Source organism: Azonexus hydrophilus, from assembly GCF_001956855.1.
In the GTDB taxonomy this organism is placed as follows: domain Bacteria; phylum Pseudomonadota; class Gammaproteobacteria; order Burkholderiales; family Rhodocyclaceae; genus Azonexus; species Azonexus hydrophilus_A.
On sequence record NZ_MTHD01000004.1, the window covers coordinates 46,863 to 59,760 of the forward strand.

11 protein-coding genes are annotated in these 12,898 nt (G+C 60.4%); 3 read left to right on the forward strand and 8 right to left on the reverse strand.

Annotated features, from left to right (window positions below):
- Positions 1–4 precede the first annotated feature (4 nt).
- A complete protein-coding gene (locus BJN45_RS11585; protein ID WP_083651245.1) occupies positions 5–1,549 on the reverse strand; it encodes a hypothetical protein in 1,545 nt (514 codons plus the stop codon).
- 165 nt (positions 1,550–1,714) lie between these two features.
- On the opposite strand from BJN45_RS11585, the gene BJN45_RS11590 reads away from it, so the two are divergent.
- From BJN45_RS11590 to BJN45_RS11600, 3 genes are read left to right on the forward strand one after another with little or no spacing between them, the layout of a single operon-like run.
- Positions 1,715–2,509 carry a thymidylate synthase gene (locus tag BJN45_RS11590; protein WP_076095409.1) on the forward strand — a complete coding sequence of 265 codons (795 nt, stop codon included), beginning with the start codon at positions 1,715–1,717 and terminating at the stop codon, positions 2,507–2,509.
- A 2-nt stretch (positions 2,510–2,511) separates the two neighbouring features.
- Positions 2,512–4,104, forward strand: a complete 1,593-nt coding sequence (gene pgi / locus BJN45_RS11595; protein ID WP_076095411.1) for a glucose-6-phosphate isomerase — start codon at positions 2,512–2,514, stop codon at positions 4,102–4,104.
- A 1-nt stretch (position 4,105) separates the two neighbouring features.
- Positions 4,106–4,600, forward strand: coding sequence for a dihydrofolate reductase (locus BJN45_RS11600; RefSeq protein WP_076095413.1), 495 nt, complete (start codon positions 4,106–4,108; stop codon positions 4,598–4,600).
- On the opposite strand, the gene BJN45_RS11605 is transcribed toward BJN45_RS11600, so the two are convergent.
- From BJN45_RS11605 to BJN45_RS11635, 7 genes are all read right to left on the reverse strand, one after another.
- A complete protein-coding gene (locus BJN45_RS11605) occupies positions 4,601–5,899 on the reverse strand; it encodes a FecR family protein (protein ID WP_083651247.1) in 1,299 nt (432 codons plus the stop codon).
- A 14-nt stretch (positions 5,900–5,913) separates the two neighbouring features.
- The gene (locus BJN45_RS11610; protein WP_170873082.1) at positions 5,914–7,224 is read right to left on the reverse strand and encodes a surface lipoprotein assembly modifier; all 1,311 of its coding nucleotides are present in this window, start codon (positions 7,222–7,224) and stop codon (positions 5,914–5,916) included.
- Positions 7,225–7,261: 37 nt separating this feature from the next.
- Positions 7,262–7,972, reverse strand: coding sequence for a FecR family protein (locus BJN45_RS11615; protein ID WP_076095416.1), 711 nt, complete (start codon positions 7,970–7,972; stop codon positions 7,262–7,264).
- A gap of 19 nt (positions 7,973–7,991) precedes the next feature.
- Positions 7,992–10,220, reverse strand: a complete 2,229-nt coding sequence (locus tag BJN45_RS11620) for an arginine/lysine/ornithine decarboxylase (RefSeq protein ID WP_076095418.1) — start codon at positions 10,218–10,220, stop codon at positions 7,992–7,994.
- Positions 10,221–10,290: 70 nt separating this feature from the next.
- Positions 10,291–10,857: a dCTP deaminase gene (gene dcd, locus BJN45_RS11625; protein ID WP_076095420.1), complete on the reverse strand. Its 567-nt coding sequence runs from the start codon at positions 10,855–10,857 to the stop codon at positions 10,291–10,293.
- Between the two features lie 73 nt (positions 10,858–10,930).
- A complete protein-coding gene (gene apbC / locus BJN45_RS11630; RefSeq protein ID WP_076095421.1) occupies positions 10,931–12,022 on the reverse strand; it encodes an iron-sulfur cluster carrier protein ApbC in 1,092 nt (363 codons plus the stop codon).
- 74 nt (positions 12,023–12,096) lie between these two features.
- Positions 12,097–12,780, reverse strand: a complete 684-nt coding sequence (locus tag BJN45_RS11635; RefSeq protein WP_076095423.1) for a response regulator transcription factor — start codon at positions 12,778–12,780, stop codon at positions 12,097–12,099.
- Positions 12,781–12,898: the final 118 nt, after the last annotated feature.

The following is a 12,898-nucleotide window of genomic DNA, read 5'->3' on the forward strand; positions in this document are numbered from 1 at the left end:
CGATTCAGGCCGGGGGCACCAGCCGGTAACGGGCGAGTTCGTAATCACTGGTCTGCTCGACGATGAGCAACGGCTCGAGAACGACACGCCGCCCGTTGTGGACGTATTCGAAGGACTCGCGCGGATCGAAGCTGTATGGCGGCAGGATGATCCGCAACTCGCCCGGCGCATTGCCCTCAAGCAGCAGCAATGACGGAATGCCAGCTACCGCCGCATAGCTCGATGCCATTTTCGGCTTCAACTCGGCAGCCTCGACAATCCGAGCCAGCGTCTCGATCCCCACCCTGGCGTCAGTCGGCGATTCGCGATGATAGCGACGTACGCAACCAAGCAACCAGTTTTGCCCGCCCTCCGGCTGCATCGCCAGCAACGCACCAACCTTCAGCCACTCCCCCGGAATATTGTTCAGCAAGGCACCAAAACCACCCCGGCTGACATTCTCGACGACCCAGCTCTCGATCTGCAGCCCTGCCGGCCGCCCGCCAAACTCGCCGGAAAACGCAACAAAGGCATTGACCAGACCGTTGAGCACGGACATCCGGTGCTTCACCCGGTGCCGGTCATGCCGGCGCTGCGGCGGAATCGGTGCCAGGTAGGCGCACAAATGGCGGAGCACCGGAATCAGCGTCTTGGCCTGATACTGACTACCAAGCTTGATCTCCTCCGGCAGGTCGCCCCCTTGCTCCAGCGTCTGCAGAACGGCACGCATTGCATCGTGAGCACGCCCAGGCTTGAAGAAACGTTGCGTTGCGGCAGCCTCGGCCGGCATTCTCGCCAGACGCAAGGGCGGCTGCGCCAGGCGCAGATCAACCCAGTAAACACTGTCATGCTCGGCCACTGAAGAAAATTCGAATTCACCAAGAAAATGTGCGATGAAACGCTCGGCCAGCTCGATTTCCAGAGGCAACAGGCTATCCATCGATGCCGCCTGAAACACCATTACCTTGCGGTATTCCCCGAGCGCTGAAGCGTTCCCCTGCTGGCCGCCGAGATTGACCAGCCGGTTTGCCACCCCGGCATCTTCGGCAATCATCAGAACCCGCCCCATCCGCTGCCAGAGCTCCGGGGGGGTCGGACCGTAGTGAAACTGCTCCCATTTGACGACGGATCGCAAGGCGGCAATCAGACGGGTACACAACGCAGGCAGAACATGTTTGGCGACGTCAGGACTCATCCCTTTCGCCAGCATGCCATCAAGTGCCTGCTCGTAAACACTGGAAAGCAGCTTCCAGAAACCGCCGTTGATCACCCACAGACGCTTCTCTTCAGCCCGGGACAAGCGGATGGTGTGCAGATACTCGCGCGACAGGCGACGCAGATGTGGGATGGCAGCATCTTCAAGCTGGCGCCCGGCATCAAACAGCCGCTCAACGGGGAAATCCCCAGCTGCCAGCAAGGATTCAAGCCAGCCGCCGATCTCGTCCAGCGCCTTGAAGGCGTTGTCCTTGGGCAGTTCGCTGACGATCTGCTGCAATTCACGTGCGTCCGCCAACGGGTGACCATTCCGTTTTTCAAACAGTCCGCCCAGCTTACCCATCTTGTTCAACAAGTCACTCTCCCCGGAAGGCTTCATCCCTGCGCGGTCTTACATCTCAACGGCCAGCCACCGCCAGCGCCAGGCTACTGGATCATTCTAATCCAATCGACATGGGAGGCGAAAAGCTTCCGACAGCGTTAGAATGCCACCATACCCATCCCGAACAAAGCTCCCCCGATGCAGCAATACCTCGACTTGATGCGCCACGTCCTGGAAAACGGCCAGGACAAATCCGACCGTACCGGCACCGGCACCCGCTCGGTTTTCGGCTGGCAGATGCGTTTTGATCTGGCGCGCGGCTTTCCCGCAGTGACAACGAAGAAGCTCCACCTCAAGTCGATCATTCACGAATTGCTGTGGTTCCTCCAAGGCGACACCAACATCGCCTACCTGAAGGAAAACGGTGTCCGCATCTGGGATGAATGGGCCGACGAAAATGGCGACCTCGGACCGGTTTACGGCAAGCAGTGGCGGCGCTGGGAAACGCCGGACGGCCACCTGGTGGACCAGATCGCCCAACTCGTGCACAGCCTGAAACACAACCCGGATTCGCGCCGGCACATCGTTTCAGCCTGGAATCCGGGCGACGTGGACCACATGGCACTCCCGCCCTGCCATTGCCTTTTCCAGTTCTACGTCGCCGACGGCAAACTCTCCTGCCAGCTCTACCAGCGCAGCGCCGACATCTTTCTCGGCGTGCCTTTCAACATCGCATCGTACGCACTGCTGACGCTGATGCTGGCCCAGGTCTGTGGCTACCGGCCAGGGGAATTCATCCATACCTTCGGCGACGCGCACCTGTATTCCAATCATTTCGAACAGGCCCGCCTGCAGTTGACGCGGACAACGCGCGAACTGCCGACGATGTGGATCAATCCTGCGGTCAAGGACATCTTTTCCTTCAAATTCGAGGATTTCCGACTCGACGGCTACGATCCTCACCCGCACATCCCGGCACCGGTTGCCGTCTGACCATGGGGCGACTGACCACCACGGCCGCCTGGCAGGCACTGGAAAAACACGCTGCCGAGATCAGTCCGTTGCACCTGCGCGGCATTTTTGCCGCCGATCCGCAGCGCTTCACCCGGTTGTCGCTGGCGCATGGACAGTTTTTCATCGATTTTTCCAAACAACGCATCACCCCCACGACCCTGACACTGCTTCGCCAACTGGCTGAACAAGCTGACTGGCAGGGCTGGATCGCCCGCATGCGCAGCGGCGAGGCAATCAATCACACCGAAAACCGTGCCGTCGGCCATTGCGCACTACGCGCCGGCCCCCAGGCCCCGGCAGAAGTCCGCCACGTCCTCCGACGGATGGCCGATTTCTGCGAGCGTATCCATGATGGACAGTGGCGAGGATTTTCCGGTGAGCGCATCACCGATATCGTCAATCTCGGCATCGGCGGCTCGGATCTGGGACCGCGCATGGCGGCACAGGCTCTGGCGTCCTTCCAGCAACCTGACCTGAGGGTGCATTTCGTCTCCAACCTGGACAGCGCAGATCTGGCTGGAACACTTTCCCGCCTGAACCCGCGCACGACGCTGTTCATTGTCGCCAGCAAGACCTTCACGACGCTGGAAACCCTGACCAACGCCCGCACCGCGCGCCACTGGCTGCTCCATGCCGCCGGCGACGACAGCGCCATCAGCCGGCATTTCGTCGCCGCCTCGACCAATCTCGCCGCCACAGGCGAATTCGGCATCGCGCCGGAAAATGTCTTCCCTTTCAGCGACTGGGTCGGTGGCCGTTTTTCGCTGTGGTCGTCAATCGGCCTGCCAATCGCCCTGGCCGTCGGCTTCCGCAACTTTGAGCAGTTGCTCGCCGGTGCCCGCGACATGGACGAACATTTCTTCTCGGCACCAGCCGAGCACAACCTGCCATTGACACTGGCGCTGGTCGGCCTGTGGAACACCAATTTCCTGAATGCCCACAGCCACGGCATCTTTCCGTACAGCCACTCACTGGGTCTGCTACCCGCCCATCTCCAGCAACTGGAAATGGAAAGCAACGGCAAACGCATCGACCGCGATGGCCTACCGGTGGATTACGCAACCAATCCGGTACTGTGGGGCGAACCCGGTACCAACGGGCAGCATTCCTTCTTCCAGTTGCTGCACCAGGGCAGCGCGCTGGTGGCCTGCGATTTCATTGCCCTCGGCAAATCGGATTTTCCGTTACCCGGCCACCACAGCGGCCTGCTCGCCAACTGCCTGGCCCAGTCCTCAGCCCTGGCTTTCGGCCAGACTGCGGACGAGGCACGGGCCGCCGGCATCGACGAAGCCCTGGTCGCCTACCGGACCTTCCCCGGCAACCAACCGTCGACCACCATCATCCTGCCCGAACTGACACCGTTCACGCTGGGCCAGCTGATCGCACTCTACGAACACAAGGTGTTCTGCCTCGGTGCCCTGTGGAACCTCAACGCCTTCGACCAGTGGGGTGTTGAACTGGGCAAACAACTGGCCAGCCGCCTGGCGCCGACCATCCGCGGCGAACGCCCGGATGACGATCTCGACGCCTCCACTCGCGGCCTGATTGCCCACCTTCATCAATTCCGGAACTGACATGCCCGAAATCATCCTCATCGCCGCCATCGCACGCAATGGCGTCATCGGCAAGGACAACCGCCTGCTCTGGAACATTCCGGAAGACATGGCACACTTCAAGGCACTAACGGCCGGCCATGCCGTATTGATGGGACGCAAGACCTGGGAGTCACTGCCGGAACGTTTCCGTCCACTTCCCGGGCGCCGCAACATCGTGATCAGCCGGCAAACCGATTACGTGGCCCCTGGTGCAGAAGTGGCCATGACGCCCGAAAAGGGGATATCCATCGCGTCGACCGCAGAAAAGCTGTTCGTTATCGGAGGGGCAGAAATCTATGCCTTGATGCTGCCGCTGGCCGACCGCCTTGAACTCACCGAGGTGGACCTGGCCCCCGACGGAGACGCATGGTTTCCCGAAATACCGCAGGAGCGCTGGGAAATCACTGCAAGCAGCTCGGCAGTATCGGCTTCCGGCGTCCCGGTCTGCTTCAAGTCGATGCGTCGCCGTCCCTGATCAGCGTCCCAGCGCTGCGCTGCCTTTGATCGCATCTTCATTGAATGGCGTAACGCTATAGGACACGCCAACATACTGTGCATTCGTCCCGACAAACATGCCGGATGCCGACCCTGTCCCCAAGGCACCGTCATCCAGTGCTGCGAAGGCAAAGGTCTGGCTGGTCGTCATCGGGGCCAGCGCCTGCGTGAAGGTGTAGGAATTGCCGGCAACAGTAACCCCCAGGTTCAGCGTCAGGGCCATCGTGCCGGCACCAAAGTTGGCCTGCATCGTCGCCGTATTGAGGCTGCCTGCGACCCCCTGTGTATTGACGGGTGTCGAACCGCCAATCAGTGAATAGGTATAGGTACCGGCGCCAAGACCTGTCAGTTCGCTCATGGGCGTCAGCTTGCCGACCACGTAATGGAAATTCGGTATCGCCGTACCATCTTCCCGTACCCCGTTGCTCCAGCGCCCCCAGCCAATCACGCCATCCCGGCTGCTGGCCTGCGCGGTACCACCGGTCAGTGCAAACGAGTGAGGCGCGCTGTCAGCCCTCGTCAGCAAATCGAAATTGTTGAATTGTGCGGTCACGCCTGCCTGGGTTGCCGGCCCGGCAACATTGCTCGCATGAACCATGGTGTACCCCGGTCCGGAAGCCATGGTCTGCAATTGCGTTTCCCCCGCGGCAAATGGCGGCCTGAGATCATCCGTCACCGGCTGCGCCGGATCAAGGCGCGGCCGACTGTCGGTCAATTTCGGCGCCTCCTCGCTCCCGCGCACGACAGCCGCCTCACCGCTGGAAACCAGCACGCAACCGGCCTTGTTGCACACCTCGATACGCCCCTCTCCGGTAGCGACGGCAATGGTCTCGGGATCAAGATAACTGATCGTGTATTCGGTACCACGAATCCCGATTGTCGCCACCGATGTGGTGACTTTATAGCGATCACGATTACTGCGCCCGATCAGGCCGGTAATGGTCCGCAAACCACCCTTGAGCAGGCTGAAGAAACCGGCTTCGCTACCGTCAGCCTGGCCGGAAAACTGGTAGTCATCAAGGCGGAACTCGCTGCCGGGTTGCAGCGACAGCATCCCGCCATCGGAAAAACGCAACTGCGCCCGACCATCGCGACCGGTCTGCACCGTTTCGCCGGATTGCAGTTCGCTGCCTTTGGCCAGTTGCCGGGCCAGCCCGGCTGGAGACAAGGCTCGCACTTCGCCAGTTGCGAAATCGAGTCGCGCCGCCGAAGCCGCCGAAGCCATTACGGGTAACAGACCAAGGAACAGGAAAGCCAGAATTCGGATTGGATGTTTCATCGTGAGTCTCCGGATCAAAACTCGCGACGAATGGCGAGCGACACCACTTCGCGGTGATAATCGTTGAGTTCAAGGTTGGAGCGATTGAAGGTCAGTGACAACTGCGGCGTCAGCGTCCAGTCGCTGGCTATCGCATGCGTGGCGCCAAGAACGACACCGTACTGATCATCCTGCCGCCCCAGATCCGCAGGCAGTGCTTTTGCGTAGGCCCTTCGCTCGTAAGAGACGCCACCAAAAAAGATGGTTTTTTCGTCAACGCTCAAGCGCCCCCCCAGACGCATGCCGTAACCGTCAAACCGATGCTGGCTGTTGTGAGGCCTCTCCGGGCTTTCATTCAGCAGATATGCACTGCCAAACGCGACCGCCCCTTCCCGCCACATGTGTGCATAAGAAATGCCACCAAGGCGACGGGTCACGTCGCGTTGCCGGTTGGTCAGGTAGTTCATCTCGGCATACTGTCCGAAAATGCTGACCTGGTTTCTGGCATCGAGATTGTGCTGCCACTGCCCGGTCACGCCGAAAACGGACCGATAGTTGCTGCTCTCCAGGGTTACCAGGCCGGCCTGTCCCATCAGGGTCAGGACATTCCTGCCAAGGCTGACGACTGCTCCGGCATTCGCATCGGCACTGCCGATATTGAACTGTCCCTTGTCGAAATTGCCTCGGGACGAACCCGATACTCCGGCGAGAAAACTCAGGTTGGCATTGACCGGCAAACTGGCGTTGGCCCCAGCGCCCAATTGGGCAAAAACGTCCTCATTGGCCTTCACGTCTGGTGGCAGGGGAACGCTGAAACCGCTGGGAAAGGTAATGCTGGAGCGATTGGGGCCCGCATTGACATTCGAGTCGTAGCCGAACTGCGCCTCGACATAGCCGTTGAGCGTTGCTCTTTCGCCTTTTTCCATCCGCTTCGCTGCCGCGATGTAACGCTCCAACGTCAGCGACACATCCGCCGGCACCCCCTGACGACGGACTGTTTCAAATTCCTGTCGCGCCGTTTCAGCTTCGCCAAGGGCCAGATAGGCCCGGGCGATTTCGGCGCGCGCCCGTAAATTGGAGGGATCAAGTGCGAGCACGCGTTCCAGTGCGAATACCGCCCGTGTATTTTCGCCAACTTCCAGCGCCGCCAGACCGAGCAGGAAATCATAATAGGTATCTCCGGCCCGCTCACTTTCTCGTGACTCGAGCAGCTCCCAGGCAGCACGCCCTTTGCCTTCATCAAGCAGTTGCCGCCCCTGATCGACAACTGTATCGGCAAAACCAGGCGAGGAAGCCAGGACCAGCAGCACCCCAAACACTGTCCCGATCAAGTTTCCCTTATTCACTTGCATTCCCCTTTTTTATCAGCCTTGTGCGGCACGCCTAGAACTTCCCATGCCTCCCGGCAGGCAACGGCGGCGCCTCCCCAGCCATACCAGCAGGCGGCCTCACTTGTTCCCCTGCCTCAAGCTTCAGAGGCACATCCGGGACCGCCTGGATGGCGTCCGCGCCTTTGCCATCATTCTCCCTCAGCCTGGGCGCCTCATCCAGACTACGTACCCAGACTTCCTTTCCCCCCGGAACATCGACACATCCGACCTTGCTGCACACTTCGACGATACCGACATAGGTTCTGACCACGAGACCGGCACCGTCAAGTTCGGCGCTGTACTCCGTACCTCGGATGCCAATGGTCGCAACGGTGGTTCCCAACTGGTATTGCTTGCGATCACGCTTGCCCAGCCAACCGGTGACTGTACGCAAGCCTCCCTTGACCAGGGTCATCAGGACACCATCTTCCGCCACAGCCTTGTCACCTGCCGTGTAGCGGAAACGGTCAACCCGGAAAGTGGTACCCGGCTGCAATGACATCGATGCGCCGTCGCGAAAACGTAACTGGACTCGTCCGTCGCGGGTCTCAATGGTTTCTCCGGCCAGAACGTCAGCACCACGGAGGAGTTGCCGTGAAACTCCATTTTCGGCCAACACGACCGGTTGACCGGAAAAAAAGACAACCGATGCCGCAGGCCCGGCGAATACCGGGAGTGCCCAGAAAAGGGATAGCAGCGTGATTATTGCCGCGCGCAGCACCATGAGAACCCCTTCTCGTGAATTAACGAACGCAGTCTACGTAATACGCTCCATCCGCGCCTTTGACAAGACCATGAATATCGGTTTCGAACCCGGGGAAGGCGGCATTGAACTCACGCGCAAACTTCAGGTAATTGCAGATCTTGGCGTTGAAGCGCTCGCCCGGAATCAGCAGCGGAATACCCGGCGGATACGGGGTCAGCAGCACCGCGGTGACCCGGCCTTCCAGCGCATCGACCGAGACGCGCTCGATCTCGCGGTGCGCCATGCGGGCAAAAGCATCGGCTGGACGCATCGCCGGCACCATGTTCGACAGGTACATCTCGGTGGTCAGGCGGGCCACGTCGTTTTTCTTGTACACCCCATGAATCTGCGTACACAGGTCGCGCAGGCCCATGCGCTCGTAACGCGGATTTTTCTGCACGAATTCGGGCAGCACCTTCCACAGCGGATGATTCTTGGCGTAATCGTCCTTGAACTGCTGCAGCGCGGTGACCAGCGTGTTCCAGCGGCCCTTGGTGATGCCGATGGTGAACATGATGAAGAAGCTGTACAGGCCGCACTTCTCGACGATGACGCCGTGCTCGGCCAGGTACTTGGTGACGATGGCGGCGGGGATGCCGATGTCGTCGGAAAAATCGCCGTCGACGTCGAGGCCCGGGGTAATGATCGTCGCCTTGATCGGGTCGAGCATGTTGAAACCATCGGCGAGATTGCCGAAACCGTGCCAGCGCTCGCCCGGCTTGAGCATCCATGCCTCGCGCTCCTCGATGCCTTCTTCCGACAGGTCATCCGGGCCCCAGACCTTGAACCACCAGTCGGCGCCCCACTCCTGCTCGACCTTACGCATGGCGCGGCGGAAATCCAGCGCTTCGCCGATCGATTCCTCGACCAGCGCGGTGCCGCCCGGCTCTTCCATCATCGCCGCGGCGACGTCGCAGGAGGCGATGATGGAATACTGCGGCGAAGTCGAGGTATGCATCAGGTAGGCCTCGTTGAAGATGTCGCGGTCGAGCTTCTGGTTCTCGGCATCCTGGACCAGAATCTGCGACGCCTGGCTCAAGCCGGCCAGCAGCTTGTGCGTCGATTGCGTCGAAAACACCATCGATTCTTTGCAGCGCGGGCGGTCGGCGCCGATTGCATGGTAGTCACCGTAGAAATCGTGGAAAGCAGCGTGCGGCAGCCAGGCTTCGTCGAAATGCAGCGTGTCGATCTTGCCATCGAGTTCGGCCTTGATGTCCTCGACGTTGTAGAGCACGCCGTCGTAGGTCGACTGGGTGATGGTCAGCACGCGCGGCTTGGCGCTCTTGTCGGCGATGAAGGGGTTGGCGGCGATCTTGGCCTGGATGCTCTCCCAGGAAAACTCGCTCTTCGGGATCGGCCCGATGATGCCGAAATTGTTGCGGGTCGGCATCAGGAACACCGGGATCGCGCCGGTCATCATGATCGCGTGCAGGATGGACTTGTGGCAGTTGCGGTCGACGACGACGATGTCGCCCGGGGCGACGGTCGAATGCCAGACGATTTTGTTCGACGTCGAGGTACCGTTGGTGACGAAATACAGGTGGTCGGAATTGAAGATTCGTGCAGCGTTGCGTTCCGAGGCGGCGACCGGGCCGGTGTGATCGAGCAACTGGCCGAGCTCTTCCACCGCATTGCACACGTCGGCGCGCAGCATGTTCTCGCCGAAGAACTGGTGGAACATCTGGCCGACCGGCGACTTCAGGAAGGCGACGCCACCCGAGTGGCCGGGGCAGTGCCAGGAGTAGGAACCGTCGGCGGCGTAATGGACCAGCGCCCGGAAGAACGGCGGCGGCAGCGAATCGAGGTAGGCGTTGGCTTCGCGCTTGATGTTGCGGGCGATGAATTCCGGCGTGTCCTCGTGCATGTGGATGAAGCCGTGCAGCTCGCGCAGGATGTCGTTGGGAATGTGACGACTGGTACGCGTTTCACCATGCAGGAAGATCGGGATTTCGGCATTCTTGTGGCGAATCTCGCCAACGAAGGCGCGCAGTTCGGCCAGCGTCTCTTCCGGTTCAAGCGCCAGCTCCTCGTCGTCGATCGACAGGATGAAGGCGGATGCCCGCGACTGTTGCTGGGCGAACGAGGTCAGGTCGCCGTAGCTGGTGACGCCCAGCACTTCCAGTCCCTCTTTTTGCATGGCGTCGGCCAAGGCGCGAATCCCCAGACCCGAAGCATTTTCGGAGCGGAAGTCTTCGTCGATGATGATGACCGGAAAATGGAAGCGCATGGTGTATCCCCAAAAGCGGCGACCCGCCGCAGCGGGTCGAAGAATAAGCTGTTTACGTTACAGGCAGTGGTCAGATCTTGGGCAGGGTGACGCCTTCCTGCCCCTGGTACTTGCCGCCACGATCCTTGTACGAGGTTTCGCAGACCTCGTCGGACTCGAAAAACAGGACCTGCGCACAACCCTCGCCGGCGTAGATCTTGGCCGGCAACGGCGTCGTGTTGGAAAACTCGAGGGTCACGTGACCTTCCCATTCCGGCTCGAACGGGGTCACATTGACGATGATGCCGCAGCGGGCGTAGGTCGATTTGCCGAGGCAGACGGTCAGCACCGAGCGCGGAATGCGGAAATATTCCATGGTCCGGGCCAGCGCGAACGAGTTTGGCGGAATGATGCAGACGTCGGATTCGATCTCGACGAAGGACTTGGGATCGAAATTCTTCGGGTCGACCACAGTCGAGTTGATGTTGGTGAACACCTTGAATTCGCGGGCGCAGCGGATGTCGTAGCCGTAACTGGAAGTACCGTAGGAAACGATCTTCTGGCCGTTGGCCTCGCGCACCAGCTCCGGCGAGAACGGCTCGATCATGCCGTGCTCCTGGGCCATGCGGCGTATCCACTTGTCTGATTTGATGGTCATTTTTCCCTGCTGCGGTCGACAAAAACAAAGGCGGGATTTTACCCGCCTTTGTTGCCCTGCATGTCGACAAAAATCAGGTGTTCTGCACGACGATGTTCGGGAACTTCGACGTCATGTCCTTGGCCTTGTCGGCAATCTTGATCGCAACCCGGCGGGCGATCGTACGGTAGATTTCTGCCGCCTTCGAATCCGGCACCCCAACCACGGTCGGCTTGCCGCCGTCGGCCATCTGGCGGATGGCCATTTCCAGCGGCAGGCTGCCGAGGAATTCGACATCGTAGTCCTTGCACATCTGCTCGCCGCCACCTTCGCCGAAGATATGCTCGGCGTGGCCGCAGTTCGAACAGACGTGGATGCTCATGTTCTCGACGATGCCGAGGATGGGGATGTTCACCTTCTCGAACATCTTCAGGCCCTTGCGCGCGTCGATCAGCGCGATATCCTGCGGCGTCGTGACAACGACAGCCCCGGTCACCGGCACCTTCTGCGCCAGCGACAACTGCGTATCGCCAGTACCCGGCGGCATGTCGACGATCAGGTAATCGACATCGCGCCAGTTGGTCTGCGTCAGCATCTGGTCGAGCGCCTGGGTGACCATCGGGCCGCGCCAGACCATCGGCGTCTCGACATCGATCATGAAACCGATCGACATCGCCTGCAGGCCGTAGGCTTCGAGCGGCTCCATGCTCTTGCCGTCGGCCGATTCCGGCTGCTTGCCGGCCAGACCCAGCATCTGCGGCTGCGACGGACCGTAGATGTCGGCATCCAGCAAGCCAACCGTAGCCCCTTCCTGGGCCAGCGCCAGCGCCAGATTGACGGCAGTCGTGCTCTTACCGACGCCACCCTTGCCGGAAGCGACGGCGATGATGTTCTTGACCCCCGGCAACAGCTTGACACCCATCTGCACCGAATGCGCAATGATCTTGCTGTAGACGTTGGCCGACACGTTGCCGACGCCCGGCACAGTCCGGACAGCCGCGATCACCAGCTTGCGCAGGGTATCGATCTGGCTTTTCGCCGGGTAACCGAGTTCGATGTCGAAGGAGACGTCGTCGCCATCGATCCTGATGTTGCGCACCGTCTTGCCGGCAACGAAGCTTTTGCCGGTATTGGGGTCGACCGTTTCGGCCAGGACATTCTTGACTTGCTGTTCAGTAAGACTCATGAGGGCTCCGGATGGGCTAGGGGCACGAAATACCCGACTGATTTTGTACAGTATATCCCAAGCCGGCGGAAGAATCAGCCCGAAACCGTATCCAGACGGTAGCCCTGACCGTACACCGAGGTCAGCATCAGGCCACTCTCGCCGGCCAGACCAAGCTTCTTGCGCAGACGGCTGGCGTGGGTATCGACGGTACGCGTATCAACATCGGATTCGCGCGCCCACACGGAAGCCAGCAACTCCTCGCGCGCCAGCACCCGACCGACATTCTTCAGGAAAACCACGGCCAGATCGAATTCGCGCTGCGTCAGGTCGATCTCCTGGCCAGCCAGGCGGATGCGCCGCCCTTCGAGATCCAGTTCGATATTGCCGAAACGCGCGACCTCCGGCATCCGCGACTTGCGCCGACGCAGCAAGGCATCGACGCGGGCGAGGAATTCCATGTAGCGCACCGGCTTCGGCACGTAGTCGTCAGCGCCCATGCGCAGGATATCTGAGGCAAACTCTTCCTCGGTGCGCGCCGTGCACACGACGACCGGCACATCCCAGCCCTGAGTCTCGCGGATCTTGGCGACCAGCACATCGCCGCCGAGGTCCGGCAACACCCAGTCGACGACGTAAAAATCGAAGCTGCGCGTGTTCAACGCCTCAAGAAATGACTTCCCGTCGGCGAATACTTCAACCTGATAGCCTTCGCTTTTCAGCAGGGCTTTCAGCACTTCGGCCTGGCTGCGGCTGTCTTCGATAACGGCAAAATTCATAGATCCTCCTGGAAGTGTGAATTCTGCCCACCCCGGCCTTCCAGATCAACCGACAAAGGCCCGTTTTTACCACTCTCTGACAAACGTTCACCTTTCACAACACTGTCGCGCCCGGATG